We start from the raw sequence: 18,849 nt of genomic DNA on the forward strand, positions 1-18,849 counted from the left end.
GAGTGACGTAATCTTTTTGTCACAACAATCGTTCACCAACGTACGAATGGTACTGTCTAAGTTTTTTATATGTGAATAATGAAGAGACGTTTCACCACCTTTACTCATGTCTTTGATGGTAAACACCACGTCATCGTCGCGAGATGTTACGCAAATTCGAACGAAGTCCCCTGATTGCGCTAACGGAACATGGAGGTATAGTGGTTCGTTGTGTGAATTTAGGTACTCGATCGCAGCTTCTTTCGACTTGAAAGGGTCCTGTTTTTCAGGTTGGATATGCCAAGATGTTGATGGGACGACCAGTTCTGCGAGTAATTTTCCGTGTTTAGTATCTATTCCACTGCTCATGTAAAACTCCTTTATTTAAAAGCAAACCGTGTTCAGTTTTCATGTGACTTATTTCAGTGCACCTTTACAAACTAATACTCTTAGGTACGCAAAGAACGCTTGTTTAGATTGCATAAATAGATGAGCAGGACGATGTAGTAAAAAAAGCAATAAAAGAAACAATAGGGCGGTAACAGTATTTTTTTACGCGTAACCAAGTGGCGTAAAACTAATGACGTATATTGCCGAATATAGCGCTATCTTTTCCGTTTCGCTGATAACTTAGCCATACCCCCGCGTTTTACATTAGCCTGCTTAGTGTAATGACCTGGCATTTCCGGTGACTGCCAACCGCCGGCAAGCTGTAATTCTGGTAGTGAAGCTCCATCTTCTGCAAGCGACACTGCGCCACCAACACGACCGCTGTGGGGAGTGATATTTTCTGCAATCCCGGCACGACGCGCTATTCGTTGCCAAATCCTGTATACACTCGAATAATTAAGTACGTTTGCTTTATGACTTGGAATATTTTCATCAAAAGGTAGCAGGGCCGTTTTATGGTTTGTGAGACGGCGAAAAAGAATACCTTTGTGTAGGCCTCTTAAATCTGTGAGTTGCCTTGGCTGTTTGGTTTTCGGGTTAAGGTTTGCTTCGTTAATGTACTCTTGAATCATGGATATAGTACTTGAAGAGACAAACCTATATTGGCCTTGACCTGACTGATCACTTTTTGATGAAACAACAAGCAACGTATTATTACGAGCAGATATATCATCAACACAAACCCTGACCAATTCGTCAGCGCGTAATAATGCATCGAACATAAGATTTATAATCGCAATGTCTCTTAACTCTAACAGCGAATCTGGAATGATGGCGTTGTTGATTTGTTCTAGCATTTCAATGGTTAAAGGCACAGCTTGTTTGTGAGATAAACGATACTTTCTGTTTTCAATAAGCGATAAGCGTATGAAATCTCTCAAATATGCGGAACGAATGATGGGGTTTGGCAATTTCGCTACGCCGAGAAATTTACTCAGTGCAGAGAGGCGACGCTTGATCGTCCTGTAGGCTAGGGGAGACTGACATAACGCTTCTACATACCGCTTTATACAAGCTTCATTATGACCAAAATCATGTGTGAATCCATGCATACCAGATTGTTTGCAGAAAATGGCAAACTCATTGTAATCGCTGATATATGCTCGCTGCGTGTTGTAAGGCAACTTAATGAATATATCTTGATAGTAGTTTTCAAAAGAGTTTGAAGAAAATGTATCTCCTGGCACTAAGAGTTCAGCGCCAGAAGTGCGAGAAGCGTTACTATTAGTCGTTGTTGCAGGTGTATGGGTAGGCTGGTTCTGATTCTTATGTACACGATTGGCCCCATCAGCTTGATGGGCCGTCGAGTGACTTTTTGAAACCGTTGAATGTTGAGTTATTAAGCGCGGAATGTGTTGCTTTGATGACATGATTGAGCCTAGAAACGGAAATAACGATTCAACGATAACGGTTATAAGAAATTTCGTAAAACATTGATTTATATGATTATTCACGCATGATAACTGTAATTATCATGCGTGAACCTACCGACATACCTTAGCCTTATTGTGTACAGTTGATGTTTTGTTACTCAACTAAGCTACTCAACTAAGCACATAAACAATAATAAAGGCTGCGGCTTTCATAATACTGTATATATGAACAGTTTGCACCATTGCGCTTATAGGATAAATGAAAGAATCCACAGATTTGATGGTTATTTGTACAATTTGGTTGCGTAAAAAATCGCGCGCTATGCGAAATCTACAAGGCAATACCTCTAATGCCTACTCAGATTTCACGTAGCGTCGCCTGAAAAATGAGCTAAAAAACCTCTCCATTTTCTTGGTAACTAACTTCTTTCCTATGCGTGGCTAGCGTGAGTTTCGAGATATCAGTGATACCTCAATTCAACGAGGGCCTGAATTGACAGCGAAAGGTGAGAGTTAACGGTGGAGAAAACACTGGCTACCTATTTAAAGTCGATAGACTTCTATTCCCACTAACTTCATTAGCCATTATTTATTAAGGAATATCGACGAAAAAAAAGAAATGGATTATTAAGTCAAACAGGCTCGTGGCGCTAAGTTTAATATCACATAAGTTGAGCGATAAATATTTAGTAAACACTTCCATAAGAGCCAGGCTGCTTAAATTATATCTCACATAAAACACGTTAATAAGCACAATAAATAAAGCCTAGAACGCACTCAATATGCACAAGAAACAACGTTAAATTGAAAAAATAATAGAACTAACAATATGCCAACTATGTTGAAAATAATTAGGTTAAATTCTTTATAAAACGATATTAAATAAGGAATAGACCCGCCAACTTATATCTATACCGCTGATATTTTTTTTGCTTTACTGTTTAAATAGCGGTTTAGGATTGACTGTATTGAAAGTTAATTTAATAACGTAGCTGAACAATAACGTCGTTTAGTTAATTAATTATGAATATCGTTCTATTTATTCAACAGCAAATTTAACGGTGTTTATTTAAATAAGAATGTACGGCAATGTTATTGTAATTAAAGTAATAAGAGGGAATACAGGCACCTCGTATAGATTTGTGCCTAGTGAGACATGCAAGTTTTCTACACACACTATTTTCCTAGTTACTCATACATCCTATTTAACATAATATACATTATGCGTAATTAGGTATGTGGGCGATTAGGGCGTTGATGTCTTTCTATTTGGTCGGTTTGCTGGCTGTGATTACTTACAGACTTTTATGCGTGGATGCTGTGTTGGTGTTTACGCTTGTGCGTGAACATCGCACTTACGCCAGTACTTTTAATTTAAAACCGCTCAGATGATTTGATTTAGACGTATTAAATTGAATCGTACGCTACGTAAAATCTACTGTACTTGGCCCTTCAAACTTTGATTTTATTTGCGTAGCGTCACGTTTTAAAATTATGGCTAAGATGGCGTGTGATTGGTAGGAATGGTGTTTTAGAATATATAAACAGCTCGACAATTGAATCTCAGGTTTAAAAATAGACTTTTGAAAAGTTAACTTTCTCTTATGAAGTAATTAAAGGCATTTTGGTCGTTTCATTGTCTTTAATTTTAACTACGTTTATAGCGCATATAATTAATGTACGGCATGTACCCATTGTCTAAAATCAGGTTGATCAGTACTGTCAATCGTCCACTTTTAGTCACGGTTTATGCGGCTAACGTTTTTTTGATTACTCTTTATTGAAAACCTTATTCAATCGTTTTTTATCTTCTTCATAATCTAGCGCTAACATACTACGTTCATAGCTTTGTTTTGCTAATAAGGATGCTGCTTCAACGAATGTATCATCGCAGGCTTTAAAGCAAGCTTTGATTGAATTGAGTGACTTTTGAATACGTAGAGCTACCTCAATATTTGCTGCGCCATCCCGAGCTATGCTTGTGTAGGCATCGTCAAATAAATCGTTTACGTTCAGTGCGGGTACCGACACACGGTCATATTTATAGTTGCTGTCTTCTTCGTGAGTGCGCTGGCTGTGATGTTTTTTTTCGGGGCTATCGTCTGTGCCATCAACTAATTCACTTTTATCCCGCCAAAGCAAAATTAGCCTCGTAATACTACCCAATGCATTGATTGCAGTACCGTGGTCGTTTACTGACGGAGACAGCGCGCGAGATGCAATTTCCGCTAACACAATTAGACCAAAACGCGGATCTGCTTCAAACGAGCGGGCTTCACTAATAGAAAATGCACTTACAATTTCAGGAGCCTCTGTTTTGGACTTCAGGTAGGCTAGCGGTCGCTCTGGGGTAACGAATTCACCGGGCAATATGACAACATTTACGAAACTATTGTTGGATTCAGCCCAATTTTGAAGCTTGGCAATGTCTATCATTTGAACATAGCCGACCTCTTGGGAATAAATAGCGTAAGTCCCCTGCTCTTTTACATTGCTATGAGGTACCGCGCCAAGACATGGCGTGCTCACTCTATTTTTAATTGCGCGCTCTGTCGCTTTTTCCACTTTTAAAAGCGTTGATTCAACTCGGCCCAAACGTGCCACACTATCTACCCAGCGAATAAAGGTCAGGATAACAACGGCAAAAGTAAGGCACGTTAAGCCGAAAAGTATAAATATGCCCGCTTTTTCGTAAAAGGTGTGGCTTATAGCAGTAAGCGCAACAGCACTATAAATAAAAGCGCCAATGAAAACTGAAAGCGCGTTTTGCGATACGTCATCTGAAATAATTAAACTGAGTGAGCGAGGCGTTGAAGATTGACTTGCAGATGCGTAGGCATTAACCATGGTACCGGCCGAAAATGTTGCTATCACCATCATGCTAGAAGCCATGATTGACAGCAATGTTTCAACAGATTCAGGTTTGATTTCAGGGATGTGTTCTGCAAGCGAAGTGCTATCGGCAATTTTTGCGACAAACACAACCATAATAGACAGCAAACAAAAGCCCAATGGTTTAACCCAGAGCTTCTCTTTAAAACTGTAAATAAGAAATCGCAGGCGATCTACGGTTATCGGTGCTTCCACCACACACTCCTTGTTGACTTAATGAATTTAATACGGTGTATGACACGTAAATGATTAACCTTTGTTAATCTACAGCCAAAGTTAGGGACGGAAATTTGCGGCCAAAGGTCGAGCCCCTGTTGTATAGCTACGATTCGCTACGCTTGCGCGCTGCGTTTGTTCCCCGCACAGCGCTTGGAGCAATACCGTACATGTTCCCAATTTTTTTCCCATTTTTTACGCCACGTAAACGGCCTTTGACAAACCGGGCACATTTTTGTGGGTAAATCAGACTTCTTCATTTTTCGTTAATTTTGAGAGAAAGATGGTGGCGTCTTTTTTCATACCTTCTATGTTTTCTTCCTTCATTCGGCTATAGGTTTTGTAAATCATTGCCATTCGATGGTTATTACTCAATTTTTCTTTATGTTTATCAATGAAATGCCAATACAGATAATTGAAGGGACAAGCCTTCGGCCCTGTTTTTTTCGACACTTGATAACCGCAGTTTTTGCAATAATTCGACATTTTATTAATATAGCTGCCGCTAGCGACATAGGGTTTACTTGCCAAGTTGCCGCCATCACTGTAGAGGATCATGCCCGCCACATTCGGTAGTTCAACCCATTCGTAAGCATCCGCGTAGACCAAAAGATACCACGCTTGCACCTCTTCAGGGCTTAACTCAGTGAGCAGACTGAAATTTCCAATAACCATTAGACGTTGAATATGATGCGCATATGCGTTTTGCTGGGTTTCCTTTATGCACTGTCGCATACAGTTCATGTTCGTCTGCCCGTTCCAAAAAAACGAAGGTAAAGCGCGACGGTTATCGAAATAATTGTCAGTTTTTAGTCCTGGCATGAAATGCCAATAGAAGCCCCGTACGTATTCTCGCCAGCCTAGAATCTGGCGAATAAAACCTTCTGCTGAATTCAAAGGAACCTGTCCGGCATGGTAGGCTTGCTCAGCAGCTTGAATGGCTTCTTTAGGCGTAAGCAGACCGCAATTTAAATAAAAACCGATGTGTGAGTGATATAGCCAGGGTTTGCCCTCTACCATTGCGTCTTGATACTGACCGAAATTAGGTAGACGTTCATCAATAAAGGTATTGAGCACGACCAGCGCATCTTCACGTGTGACTGCAAAGTGAAAGTCATCGAGTGCGCCAAAGTGTTCATCGAAATGGTTTTTTACGAGCTCAATTACCTCTTGAGTCATGTTGTCTGGTTTTAGTTCTGTATGTTTGGGGACTTTGTGGGTTTCACGCATAGATTCTCGATTTTGAGCATCATAATTCCATTTGCCACCAATAGGATTTTTACCGTCCATTAGAACGCTGTGTTTTCGCCGCATTTCGCGATAGAAAAACTCCATGCGTAGCTGTTTCTTTCCCTCGGCCCATGCACTAAAGTCGTCAGGCGAAGCCAAAAATCTATTGTCTTCACAAATCGTCACCGGTACGCCAAGGACATTTTCCCACTGCTCCATGCTTTTTAGCAGCCGATATTCTCCTGGGGTGGTGACTTTTACTTCGCTAAATTTTTGCGTGGTAAGGCAGTGCTTTATTTGTTCAAGTAAACTGCCTTTGTTTTCTTCATCGTCATAGTGGACATAATTTACGTTATAATTATGGTCTTTTAGGTGTTTAGCAAAGTGACGCATAGCACTGAAAAGAAACGCAATCTTCTTCTTATGATGTTTAACGTACGTCGCTTCTTCTCGTACTTCCGCCATCAGAATAGTGTCGCTGCCCTTAGACGCGTGGGCAATAGCGGGTAACGTATCGGTAAGCTGGTCGCCTAAGACTAATATAAGTGCTGCCATACCCTACTCTTTTATTTGTTGGAATGCGTCTAATGCACGTTGGCGTGATGCTTTTAAATCAACAATGGGTTTTGGATAGTTCTTCCCAAGCTCTATGCCTGCATCTTTCAATATCGCCGAAGGCGCTTCCCATGGTTTATGGATATATTTGTCCGACAAGCCATCAAGTTCGGGACAATACTTGCGAACATACGCGCCTTTCTTGTCAAACTTTTCGCCCTGTAGCACAGGGTTAAATACTCTAAAATAAGGGGCAGCGTCTGCGCCTGATCCGGCTACCCATTGCCATCCAGCGCTGTTACTCGCCAAGTCCGCATCTAGTAGAGTATCCCAAAACCAACGTTCCCCTTCGTGCCAATTAAGCAGTAAATTTTTAACCAGGAATGATCCAACGACCATGCGAATGCGATTATGCATATAGCCTGTTTGCCATAATTCCCTCATACCAGCATCAACGATGGGAATGCCGGTATTACCGGTTTGCCATGCTTTTAATGCTTTAGCATCAGTACGCCACGGGAACTTGTCAAACTTATCATTAAAGTTTTTATTGGGAAGCGTTGGAAAGTGGAACAGTAAATAATAGCTAAACTCACGCCATCCCAACTCGCTCAAGTAGGTTGCAATACTTTCATCTTCGCTGTTGCCGAATTTGTCCTTAATCGCATACCAGACTTGATTCGGAGATACCTCACCAAAATGTAGGTGTGGAGATAAACGAGACGTGCCACGCAAAGACGGTATATCACGGCCATTTTTATATTTACGTGCAGCGTTCTCTATAAAGTCAGATAAGTTGTTCGCTGCACCCTCTTCGCCTGGCGCCCACTCTTTGGCAATTGTTTCATCCCACTTTATGGTAGGGAGTAACGCTAATGAGGCTAAACCATCGCTCTCATCTTTCACATCTGCGTAAGTAATTCTCGCTGGAGGCGCTTTAGGATAGCGTGGCTCTTCAGCAAGTAGACATCCGTTTTTATAATAGGGAGTGAAAACTCGGTATGGTGAACCGTCTTTTTTCAATACTTTCATCGGTTCCCATAATAAGCTCCCATTACAGCTGTGAGCCTCAAAGCCTTCGTCCAGAAGACACGTCTTCAACGATTTATCGCGGTTTATTTGCCATGGCTCATAACAACGGTTCCAAAAAATAGCTTTCGAGCCAAACGTCTTCATTAGATTAGGAATAATAACTTTTGGATCACCCTTAAAAACCTGAAGATGACCGTTAAGTCTTTCATTTAAGGCTTCAAGAGAATGGTGCAGCCACCACTGACTTGCACCACCAAGAAGTCTCCCATCTGGGGCACTGTCGTCGTAGATGTAAATAGGCACTATTTTGCCCATATCACAAGCCGCATTGAGGGCGGGATTGTCTTTTACGCGTAGATCCTGTCTGAACCACATAATGCTAGTAGGAACGGTCACATTTTTTCCTTAATCACTGCACTTAATTTGATTAACTTTCGTAGATTACATAGTACGAACTATTTCAAATTCTGGATCCGATAAAAAATCTAAAAAGCGTGACAAATTAGTATGATAAATAAGCAAATAGAAAGTGAGCGCACAGAAAATGTTCGCAGGGGGGTATTTTGGTTCCGACACGACCTAAGACTTCATGACCAACCTGCTATATTACGGCTTTGTGAGGAAGTAACAGAGGTAACCTTTACCTATATTTTAGATGAGAAAAATTTTGAACCGAACGCGTTCGGCTTATGTCCACTTGGCGAGCACAGGCATAAATTTCTTTTAGAAACGTTAAGCGATTTGAGTCATTCCCTTGGTAAGCTTGGGCACAAGTTATTAGTGCTTAAAGGTAAAACAGCAGATTGTTTAGTGAACCTCTTGCAAACCGGTGGATACACGCATTTGGGCGTTAGCCAGCATTGTGGCTTTAACGAGACGGCCCACCTCAATACTGTCAAACGTTTCTTTAATACCTTAAATGTAATAGAAACACCTACCTACGGCCTTTTCGATGTTGACGCATTTCCTTTCAGTATTGAAGACATGCCAGATGTTTTTAGTCCATTTCGAAGGAAAGTGGAAAAGCACTGTGAACCTTTACCAGTGAGTCAAGCGATACGCAAACTGCCGAAACCTTTCGAGCCCAAGGTGGAGCAGCAATATTGCAATGAAAACTGCATAGAATTACCGCCACCTTCAAACCATGGTTTTGTTGGCGGCGAGACTGCAGCACTTTCTCATCTCAATACCTATCTGTTTGAGTGGCATGCGGCCGCTACCTATAAAGAGACTCGAAACGCACTAGACACGTGGGAACATAGCACCAAGCTTTCACCTTGGTTAGCAAATGGCTCCTTGTCTGCTCGCGAAGTAATTAGACAAGTTCAACAATTCGAACAAACCATTGAGAAAAATGATTCAACGTATTGGATATATTTCGAACTCCTCTGGCGAGAGTTTTTCCATTGGTTACAGTGTAAATATGGCGCCAAATGGTTCCGCTTTGGTGGTATACAAGGTAAATCACCGCAAACACAACATGATCCAGAGACCTTTAGTCGCTGGTGTGAAGGTAAAACGGGGTACCCCATTGTAGACGCCTGTATGAGGCAGCTTTCACAGACTGGCTATATGTCTAATCGAGGGCGTCAGCTAGTGGCAAGCTGTTTTGTTCATGAACTCCGTCAAGACTGGCGATATGGCGCAGCTTGGTTTGAACAGCAGCTTGTAGACTATGATGTAGGCAGTAATTGGGGCAACTGGTTGTACCTTGCAGGTGTTGGCAGTGACCCTCGTGGACATAGACAATTCAATTTGCAAAAACAGACGGACACCTACGATCCGCAGGGCGAATTCCGAAAGAAGTGGCTGTAGTCGGTACGGATATGTCGTCCTCCAACATCAAGCCGCCTTTAACGGTAGTGTGGCTAAAACGCGACTTGCGTTTACGTGACCATGAGCCGCTTTTTCGAGCGGCAATGGCCAGTGAGAAAGTATTGTTACTCTTTTGCTGGGAGCCATCACTTATTAAAGATCCCCATATGAGCGAGCGTCATTGGCGCTTTATCGAGCAAAGTCTTGATGATATTAATCAACAATTACCAGAGGGTATTTCGGTTCTCTCACTTCATTCAGAAGCGGTAGACGCATTTGAGTATATTTCGCAATTTTACGCCATTTCTGCGGTTAGGAGTTACCAAGAAGTGGGACTTTCGGTTACGCATAACCGAGATAAGAAGGTTTCTAAGCACCTGAGCGAAAAAGAAATTCCCTTTATTGAGGCGAGCTACGGTGGCGTAATGCGAGGGTTGCCACACCGCTCACAATGGCAGTCAAATTGGGAACGCCATTTCTCTGAGAAAACCTTTGATTTCGATATAAATAACGTCGATTGGATAGATTGGCGTGCAAACTCTAATTTAAATGTCGCTGAGAAATCGCTGACTGATTTATTAGAATCATACAAATCTAATGAATGCTGTCATAGCCAACAACGTCCAATTCCTTGCTATATTGTGCCCGATAATAGCAATCTCATTTATCGTCAAATGCAGCCTGGTGGAGAACGTCGGGCATGGCAAGTATTGAAAGATTTTTTCCATAGTCGCGGCAAATTTTATCATCTACATATTTCTAAGCCTGAAAATGCCAGGCGAGCGTGCACGAGATTGAGCCCCTATTTAGCATGGGGCAATATTTCTATTAAACAGGTTTATCAGACCGTACAGCTAGAAAAGCAAAAAAAGAAGTCGCTTTCGGAAAGTGAGAGAAGTCGATGGGGCCGTGCCCTCTCTGCTTTGACATCTCGGCTACATTGGCATTGTCACTTTATTCAAAAGTTCGAGAGCGAGCACAGTATTGAATGGCGCGCAATGAACAGCGCATACGACAACTTTCCCTATATTGATGGTCCAGAAGCTGAACGTCGGTTTTATTTATGGAGTATAGGAAAAACAGGCTACCCTCTTGTCGATGCATGTATGCGTGCATTAAAACAAACTGGGTATCTTAACTTTCGAATGCGCGCCATGGTTACTAGCTTTTTGTGTCACCATTTAAATGTACACTGGCTAAAAGCGGCGCATTATTTGGCAACACAGTTTTTAGATTTTGAACCCGGTATTCACTATCCGCAAATTCAAATGCAAGCAAGCGTAACAGGTATACATACGGTTCGTTTATACAACCCTGTAACCCAGTCAAAAAAACTTGATCCTGACGGCGTGTTTATAAAAAGGTGGATACCAGAGCTCTCAGCGTTACCAGATGAGACCGTTCATGCACCTTACTCACTTCCGCCGCTTGAGGCCTTAATGTTGGACTTTGAGCTAGAACGGGACTACGTAGCGCCCATTATTGATATTACAGAGCACAACCGGTCTACGGCAAAGCGTTTATGGGATTATCGAGAACGGGATGATGTACTCAAAGAAGCGAAGCGCATCATACAACGTCACACTTTGAGCAATAGTCCAAGCCGAACGTGGTTAAAGGCTAAAGCGAAGAAACATGCCTAGCGGTTGTTTTTTCTAAGCCACTCGTTGAGTAGTTTAATTTGACCACACTTATATGCCGCGTACATCAATCGCATGGCATTCGACATAGCTTCGCTGTCTGTCCAGCCGGTCTTGTCACGAATCTCGTCGTAGCATGCCTTCGCTTCCGGGCTAACGTAACCTCTAACCAGCTTTTTACCCGCTTCTTTTTGCCTTTCTCTAAACCGGCGCTGTTTATCAGCATTTGCTTTTGCTCTATCTGTTGAACTACTTTTACTGAGTTTTTTTGTTTTTTGTTCTGTCATAGTTTTCACACGAAGTTGCGTTATAGTAGATCTTAGGATAATGACTGTATAAATATCACTCGTTCAGAGCGGTATTTGTCCGAGTTAGATGACCATGGTCATAGTAACATGCGTTTTTCTTTAGAAAAATGACTGTTCAGAGTTGTTTAGCTTACAAGTGTTCGCTAAATTAACGGCAGCACTTTAATAACAACAACGAGTTGGGAATGTCAGAGAAGAAAAATAGTTTTAATAGAGAAGATTTACTTGCGTGTAGTCGCGGTGAAATGTTTGGTCCAGGGAACAGCCAACTCCCCGCGCCCAATATGCTTATGATGGATCGCGTCGTTTCAATTACCGAAGATGGTGGTGAACACGGAAAAGGTGAAATTATCGCTGAGTTAGATATAACACCTGATCTGTGGTTCTTTGATTGCCACTTTCCCGGTGACCCTGTAATGCCAGGCTGTCTTGGTCTTGACGCCATGTGGCAATTGGTTGGTTTCTTCCTCGGCTGGAGCGGAGGCCCAGGCAAAGGTCGTGCACTAGGTGTTGGTGAAGTAAAATTTACGGGCCAAATTTTACCCACAGCAAAAAAAGTGACGTATAAAATCACCATGAAGCGGGTTATCAAGCGTAAACTCTTTATGGGTATGGCAGATGGCTCAGTAGAGGTCGATGGCCGTGAGATTTATGTCGCGAAAGACTTAAAAGTTGGACTTTTCCAAGACACGTCTAACTTTTAACATCTTCCCATGTAACGACATATACGTGAGTTTGTCAGATACAAAAAAGCCCCACTAGTGGGGCTTTCCTTTTTGCATAATCAGTTCATAAAAGAGAAGTGTTATTTAACACTTAGACCCAAGTGTCTATCTTCTACTGCCTCACGCCATCCACCTAACCATTGCGAACGAGCATCGTTTTGCTGAAATGGACATAGTTCCTTCGAGCGACCGCTAATACCAGCTTGATAGCCTTTTGCATGTGCGCGTGTCAGTTTATCTCTTTTTTGTCTTTTCATTGATTAGCCTCTTTTGTTTGTTGAATGTACAACAAATCATTTTCTCGAGCGCTCTACATCATTTCGGTTGATAGTGCCGGAAAAGTTATTGCGTACACTACTTTGATAGTGCAATTATCAAAATGGTTCAAGAAAAATAAAAAATTAAAGGGCTTGACATTATTTAAATAAATGAAGTTTCGATGAAATTTATGTTACATTTTTTATGCATAAATATGTCACTTTTTACAATATTCAGATATAAAAAAAGCCACAAGAATGTGACTTTTTTGTCTATCCAAATATTAAGCAACTATTTCACTATTTTTAGACGCCTGCGTATAAATGCTGTGGTAAGCAGACCGAAAAGCGCTAACCATCCCGTAGAGGCACCACTGCGCTCAAAGGGTTGCTCATCTTCCGGTATCTCACACTCGTCAATGGAACCATTGGCAATCGGTGATAACTTAACTGCCACAATGGTATCGACTTCATCAGTCTCGCCGTCTGAATTAATCACATCGTTGCCAGTAACATACTTGCTCGTCGCTTTAATACGTGCGTTGGCAATGATCTCATTGTCATCGTTAATATCAACGGCTTCAAGTAGTTCATAACTGTTGTCACAAGATACGAGATCATTCAGGTCAATGAACTCTTCTGTATCGATGTTATACATAAAAGCAGCAGTTTCCCGCAGCGTGTCGCTTGTCACGTCAACATCAGCTTTACCAACTACGATATTGTTGTTGTTGATTGCGTTAGCCGTTACGCCTGCACTGAGGAAGAAACCTGATGGGTAACGCTGCTCTTGGGTGTCTAGGTTGTAGACAAAAAGGCGTGAGCGAGCAATACCACTCTGTGAACGAAGTACTGCACCAGTTACCCAGTTTTCATCGTTAATCGCAATGGCCTGGCTGAGCAGGTTTTCATCTCGTGGAAGAAGCTCAATAGTTTCTCCATCTCTAAAAACGGTTGCAACACGTTCACTCTCAGCCAATCCAGACTGATTAGGGCGAGTAATTGTAACTCTGTCACCTGTTAACCCTTCGCCCACAGCGATGCCCTGACTGTTGATGTCGTAAGCATAGGTAAAATAGTGACGTTCATCATCTTCGCTGGGGTCAAAAAGTAATGGATAGGTTTCTGTGCTAACAACGTCACCATTAACATCGATTTGCCAGATAGTGGCATTCACTTCTGATCGTAAAACAAAACCGGGTAGATAGTTCGTCGAGGTATTGATGAAATAATTCGAAATTCGAGGAACTGCGAAATCACCATTGTAGACGGTAAACAAACAGCGCCCTTCTGACTGGTCGCCTCGAAGTTCATCATCTAAACAAGTTTCTACAGCCTGGTTAACGTCATCACGAAAGCTCACTGTACTGAACCCTGCAACCTGAAGGTTTGCATTAATAGCGCGGGCTGATGAAAAGCCGCCAACGGTGGTATCAACCGCAGGAAGTACTTTTGTGACACCTGACGCCTGCACGAACCCCTGTTGCGCCGACTCACTATACGTGTAGTTAATCGTATCGCCACTGTTGTTTTCGTATGGGTCCAATACGACTAACCCAGTAGAATCACCAACAATAAAATTACCATTTAAACTGTCTCGGCCATTAACTTCTACCGATTGCGTATAGTCATCGAACTTATCGGTAATCTCATCTAAACCAGGAACAAGTGAGGCATCCTGAGTATCAGTAACATAGGTTCTGAAGTTCGCAAGCTTCTGGCCTTGTAACGCTGTACTATTTTGCAGAAGGTAATTTACAATCGTTGTGTAATCAACGTCAGTAAAAACACCTTGTCGAGCGTTTTCTTCTTCCTCTAATACTTCAGCGAACTGGGTAAAAAAAGTAGTATCTTCTGCAAGCTGCTCAACATCAATAGAAGGGTTATATTCAAACTGTACAACTGACAACATTTTACCTGCGTCATCGATTGAACGAGCGAAATTGTTTCTACCGGTATCCTGTAAAGGAAGAGGCGTTACGGAATAGGTCGCGGCGAGTGCCGAAACACTTCCTGTTGCCAACAGAACGGCGGCGGCAAGCTGAGTTCGTTTCATTTAAAATCCTATTTACTGCTGATTATCTTCCAGCATACTTTCTAGTTCATCCCAGCGCGCATATTTCTGGGAAAGTAATTCTTCTTTGTCCGCTAATTCGGCTAACGCCTTGGCGGTGATATTGCTGTCTTGTTTGAAAAAATCTGGGTCGTTGACCTTTTCTTGCATGGCTTCGAGCTCTTCTTCTAACGTTTCTAATTCTTTAGGCAGAGACTCAAGCTCGCGCTGGTCTTTGTATGATAGCTTTTTCGTCTTACGGGGAGAAGACTTAGCACTAGGACTGCCCGAATCTGAATTAGTTTCATTCTTTATTTTGGCTTTTTCTTCTTTTTCAATTTGCTGACGTTTATTGTCTTGGTCTTTATACCAGTTTTCAACGTCAGTGAAACCCCCAATAAATTCTCGAAGCAGGCCTTGTCCTTCAAAAACCACACTACTATTTGCCACGTTATCAACAAATTCCCTATCATGGCTGACTAGAAGTACTGTACCCGCGTATTCATTAAGCAGCGTTTCCAGCATTTCTAAGGTTTCAACGTCGAGGTCATTGGTTGGTTCATCGAGCACTAGAACGTTACTCGGCTTGAGCATCAGTTTAGCCAGCATTAAACGGTTCTTTTCACCGCCAGATAAAGACTTAACTGGCGCATTAACGCGTTCTGGTGTGAAAAGATAATCTTGTAGATAGCTAATCACATGTCGCGGGTGGCCATTTACCATGAGGTCACGTTTTCCGTCTCCCACGGCGTCAATAACAGTCTGCTCTAAATCAAGGCCATGACGGTGCTGGTCGAAGTAGGCTACCTCTAAATTGGTTCCTTGCTTACAGTGGCCAGCATCGGGTTTAAGTTCGCCCAACAATAGCTTGATCAGCGTACTTTTACCGCTTCCATTAGGTCCGATAAGCGCTAGTTTATCGCCCCTCAACACGTTTAAATTCAAGCCTTTAACAATTGGCTTACCTTCAATGCTATAGCTTAAGTCTTTTACCTCAAAAACCATCTTGCCTGAACGGGCACCCTGGTGCTGGTTAACTACAGCGTTACCTTGAACGGCACGTCTCGCTTTTCGTTCTTCACGTAGTTTCTTAAGTGCGCGTACTCGACCTTCATTACGTGTGCGGCGCGCTTTGATACCTTGACGAATCCACACTTCTTCCTGAGCCAGTTTTTTATCAAACTCAGCATTTTGCGATGCTTCAACCTCTAAATCTTGTTGTTTTTTCTCTAAGTAAGTTTCGTAATTACCGGGATAGCTGGTTACTGAGCCTCGATCGAGATCAATGATTCTCGTTGCCATCGCTCGTATAAAGGCTCGGTCGTGGCTCACGAAGACGATCGCACCTTGATAGTTACTTAAGCTTGCTTCAAGCCAGCGTATCATTTCTATATCAAGGTGGTTAGTCGGCTCGTCCAGGAGTAACAAATCTGGTTGACGAACTAACGCCCGGGCGAGCGCAGCCTTCCTACGCCAACCACCAGATAACGTGGAAAGCGAAATATCTGGATCCAGTTTGAGCATGGTAAGTGTTTGTTCTATTTGCTGTTCAAACTGCCAGGCGTCTCTGGCTTCAAGTTGTTCTTGTAAACGCTGTAGCTTATTGAGATTTGCTTCGCTGGGGTTTTCTCCCACGATACGGGTTTGATGGAAGTAATCTTTAAGCGTTTCTCCCACATCCGAGAGCCCTTCTGCAACATAGTCAAAAAGCGTTACGTCTGTGGTTTGCGGTGGATCCTGCTCTAAGCGTGCAATTACCGTGTTATTTTCAATAATTCGCTGACCGTCGTCGGCGATAATATCGCCAGATATGACTTTCATCAGCGTAGACTTACCACTTCCATTTCGGCCGACAAGACACACTCGTTCTTTAGGCTGAACAACAAGCTCGACGCCGTCTAAAAGGGGCGGATTTCCGTAAATAACAGTGATGTTTTTTAACTGCAAAATGCTCACTGAAGAAACTCCTCTAGATCAGCTGTACTGAAAGGCCAGCCGATTTCTTGATTATTGTCGTCTCGCTTTAGAACTGGAATACGAGCGCCATATAAATGATAAAGCGCTGTGCTTTCGCGAATATTAACCTTTTCTATTGTTAACGATGCATACATAGATGTGCGAGCAATCTCCATATCGGCTAAATCACATAAACTACATTCGGGGCCTGTATAAAAATAGATTTTCATGCACTCAGTACCCAGCATTGATGGATCTTTCCTTTCCGGGAAAAATCTTCAGGTATCGTTTCACGTGTAATATTTTCTATCGATAGCCCAAGTTCACCGATTGCTTGCTCATCGAGCTTAAAGCCACGCTTGTTGTTGGAAAAAATAATTGTACCCTGCTCTTTTAAGCAAGCTTTCGCATCGGTAAGCATTTTTATGTGGTCGCGCTGAACGTCCCACGTGCTTTGCATGCGTTTTGAATTTGAAAATGACGGTGGATCGATAAAAATTAAGTCGTATTTGCCTTTATGGGTATTGAGCCACGTTGTACAGTCAGCCTGAATAAACGCATGAGGGCCCGTAAGCTTGTTGAGTGCCACGTTTTTCTTTGCCCATTCCAGATAGGTATTCGACATATCTACCGTTGTGACTGATTTTGCGCCGCCCATGGCAGCAAAAACAGACACACTGCCCGTGTAAGAGAAAAGGTTTAGCACATCTTTTCCGTGTGATAACGCCTTCACCTTTTGACGGGTATTACGATGATCTAAGAAAAGTCCGGTATCTAAATAATCTGTCAGATTTACCAAAAAGCGAGCGCCGTTTTCGAACACTTCCATCATTTCGCCAGACTGATTTATTTTCTCGTATTGCTTTGTGCCTTTTTGCTGGGCGCGCACTTTTAAGGCAATTTGTTTAGGTGAAACACCTGTTATTGCAGGTAAATGAAGCAATACTTCTTGTAGACGTTTTCGCGATTTATCTTCCGATACCGTTTTCGGCGGAGCATACTCTTGTACTACGAGCCAATCACCGTATCTATCTATTGCAACGTTATAATCAGGCAGATCCGCATCGTAAATACGATAACAGTTGGTATTAGCGTTTTTGATCCAGCCTTTCATACGCTTAAGGTTTTTCTTAAGCCGGTTGGCAAACTCGTGATTGCCAGCATCTTCACTAAACTGAACCGTGTTCTCGTCATTCAACACATAGTTTGCGAGGCGGCATTCCAACTTACCATTGTTCATGGCGTAGTCTTTTGTTGCGCGAAGTTTTAATACGCGCAGCAGGTCGCGATTACTACTTAGCAGGGAAACATGCCAGCCTTTCCACGCCTCTTTGAAGCGCTTGCCCCAATCGCTAAACAACGGAATAAGCGACGTAAGTTCGCCTAAGCGTTCGCCATAGGGAGGATTTGATACCACGTAACCAGGCGTGGCTACGGGAGGAGACGATTTCGTTGCGTCTTGCTGTGAAAAAGAGATGTCGTTAAACACGCCTGCAAAATCTGCGTTAGCCTTTGCAATGGCCACCATCTTACGGCTGTAATCGCCAGCGTAAATGCCACCACAGCTTGCCTTTTGAACAGAAATAGCGTGGTCAACCAGGTTCTCCCATAACTTTTCTTCATGGCCAAGCCATTGAGTAAAACCCCAATAGACACGCTTAATACCAGGCGCTATGTTTCGCGCAATGTAGGCGGCTTCAATAGCGATAGTGCCCGAACCACACATTAAGTCTACCAGTGGTGCTTCGGTATTTTCTGTCCAGCCGCTGCGCATTAACATTGCACTAGCAATGTGTTCTTTAAGCGGCGCATCACCCGTTTCTTGTCTGTATGCGCGCTGGTGCAAACTCGCTCCAGCCAAGTCAATACCTATGATCACATTATCGCGGTGTAGCCTTGCATACACAGAGATATCTGGATTTTTACGTTCTACTGAAGGGCGCGCTAATCCTTGCTCAACAAAAGAATCGACAATCGCGTCTTTAACACGCACCGCACCAAATTGCGTATTTTTAATCGCAAAGTTGGTTCCAATAAACTGTACAGATAATGTATGACGTGAATCCATTTGCATCTGCCAATCGATACCCATAGCAGTATCGTAAAGCGCATCAGCATCACCGGCTTTACCAGACGCGAGCACCCAGACAACGCGATTAGCTAATCGCGACCACAAGCAAAGCTTATATGCGTCTTCCTTTGAGCCTTCGAACTGAATAGTGCCTGGCCCCTGTTTAATTTGCGCTTCAGGGCAGAGGTTCAGCACTTCTTGTTTTAATAGTTCGTCAAGACCGCGACTGGTCGTAACCAGAATAGTATTCATTCATTTACCTGTGTTTGGTGTGCATGCGTTTATATAAAACCATGC

15 protein-coding genes are annotated in these 18,849 nt (G+C 42.6%); 3 read left to right on the forward strand and 12 right to left on the reverse strand.

Going from position 1 to position 18,849, the window contains the following annotated elements:
• The 6 genes from GVO63_RS08115 to GVO63_RS08140 form a co-directional block, all read right to left on the reverse strand.
• Window positions 1-348 (reverse strand): hypothetical protein (locus tag GVO63_RS08115; RefSeq protein WP_159579015.1); only part of this gene is annotated, 348 nt, incomplete at its 3' end.
• 236 nt (window positions 349-584) lie between these two features.
• Entirely contained in the window at window positions 585-1,799 is a 1,215-nt protein-coding gene (locus GVO63_RS08120; RefSeq protein WP_159579017.1) for a tyrosine-type recombinase/integrase, read from the reverse strand.
• Between the two features lie 1,773 nt (window positions 1,800-3,572).
• Window positions 3,573-4,889 (reverse strand): DUF2254 domain-containing protein, encoded by a 1,317-nt coding sequence (locus GVO63_RS08125; protein WP_159579019.1) that lies wholly within the window; start codon window positions 4,887-4,889, stop codon window positions 3,573-3,575.
• Between the two features lie 137 nt (window positions 4,890-5,026).
• Entirely contained in the window at window positions 5,027-5,170 is a 144-nt protein-coding gene (locus GVO63_RS08130) for a DUF2256 domain-containing protein (protein WP_159492675.1), read from the reverse strand.
• The gene (locus tag GVO63_RS08135; RefSeq protein ID WP_159579021.1) at window positions 5,157-6,695 is read right to left on the reverse strand and encodes a cryptochrome/photolyase family protein; all 1,539 of its coding nucleotides are present in this window, start codon (window positions 6,693-6,695) and stop codon (window positions 5,157-5,159) included. Before GVO63_RS08135 ends, GVO63_RS08130 begins: the two co-directional genes overlap by 14 nt.
• Before the next feature lie 3 nt (window positions 6,696-6,698).
• The gene (locus tag GVO63_RS08140; protein ID WP_159579023.1) at window positions 6,699-8,123 is read right to left on the reverse strand and encodes a deoxyribodipyrimidine photo-lyase; all 1,425 of its coding nucleotides are present in this window, start codon (window positions 8,121-8,123) and stop codon (window positions 6,699-6,701) included.
• A gap of 111 nt (window positions 8,124-8,234) precedes the next feature.
• Here GVO63_RS08140 and GVO63_RS08145 point away from each other — a divergent pair, with 111 nt between their 5' ends.
• On the forward strand, window positions 8,235-9,542 hold the full coding sequence (locus GVO63_RS08145; RefSeq protein WP_159579025.1) for a DASH family cryptochrome: 1,308 nt from the start codon (window positions 8,235-8,237) through the stop codon (window positions 9,540-9,542).
• Window positions 9,533-11,185, forward strand: a complete 1,653-nt coding sequence (locus GVO63_RS08150; protein WP_236552092.1) for a cryptochrome/deoxyribodipyrimidine photo-lyase family protein — start codon at window positions 9,533-9,535, stop codon at window positions 11,183-11,185. The genes GVO63_RS08145 and GVO63_RS08150 overlap by 10 nt, the downstream gene beginning before the upstream one ends.
• Here the strand turns inward: GVO63_RS08150 and GVO63_RS08155 are convergent.
• Complete coding sequence (locus GVO63_RS08155) at window positions 11,182-11,469, reverse strand: hypothetical protein (RefSeq protein ID WP_159492670.1); 288 nt, start codon at window positions 11,467-11,469, stop codon at window positions 11,182-11,184. The genes GVO63_RS08150 and GVO63_RS08155 overlap by 4 nt on opposite strands.
• Window positions 11,470-11,675: 206 nt before the next feature.
• Here GVO63_RS08155 and fabA point away from each other — a divergent pair, with 206 nt between their 5' ends.
• On the forward strand, window positions 11,676-12,194 hold the full coding sequence (fabA, locus tag GVO63_RS08160; RefSeq protein WP_159492669.1) for a bifunctional 3-hydroxydecanoyl-ACP dehydratase/trans-2-decenoyl-ACP isomerase: 519 nt from the start codon (window positions 11,676-11,678) through the stop codon (window positions 12,192-12,194).
• A gap of 101 nt (window positions 12,195-12,295) precedes the next feature.
• Here the strand turns inward: fabA and rmf are convergent, their stop codons facing one another.
• From rmf to rlmKL, 5 genes are all read right to left on the reverse strand, one after another.
• Entirely contained in the window at window positions 12,296-12,472 is a 177-nt protein-coding gene (gene rmf, locus GVO63_RS08165) for a ribosome modulation factor (protein WP_105931333.1), read from the reverse strand.
• Between the two features lie 292 nt (window positions 12,473-12,764).
• Window positions 12,765-14,528: a DUF3466 family protein gene (locus GVO63_RS08170; protein WP_159492668.1), complete on the reverse strand. Its 1,764-nt coding sequence runs from the start codon at window positions 14,526-14,528 to the stop codon at window positions 12,765-12,767.
• A 12-nt stretch (window positions 14,529-14,540) separates the two neighbouring features.
• Window positions 14,541-16,481 carry an ABC transporter ATP-binding protein gene (locus GVO63_RS08175; RefSeq protein ID WP_159579027.1) on the reverse strand — a complete coding sequence of 647 codons (1,941 nt, stop codon included), beginning with the start codon at window positions 16,479-16,481 and terminating at the stop codon, window positions 14,541-14,543.
• Complete coding sequence (locus tag GVO63_RS08180; protein ID WP_159579029.1) at window positions 16,478-16,711, reverse strand: glutaredoxin family protein; 234 nt, start codon at window positions 16,709-16,711, stop codon at window positions 16,478-16,480. Before GVO63_RS08180 ends, GVO63_RS08175 begins: the two co-directional genes overlap by 4 nt.
• Window positions 16,708-18,804, reverse strand: coding sequence for a bifunctional 23S rRNA (guanine(2069)-N(7))-methyltransferase RlmK/23S rRNA (guanine(2445)-N(2))-methyltransferase RlmL (rlmKL, locus tag GVO63_RS08185; RefSeq protein ID WP_159579031.1), 2,097 nt, complete (start codon window positions 18,802-18,804; stop codon window positions 16,708-16,710). Before rlmKL ends, GVO63_RS08180 begins: the two co-directional genes overlap by 4 nt.
• Between the last annotated feature and the right edge of the window lie 45 nt (window positions 18,805-18,849).

Origin of the sequence: Alteromonas sp. KUL106 (assembly GCF_009811415.1) — a bacterium.
Taxonomy (GTDB): domain Bacteria; phylum Pseudomonadota; class Gammaproteobacteria; order Enterobacterales; family Alteromonadaceae; genus Alteromonas.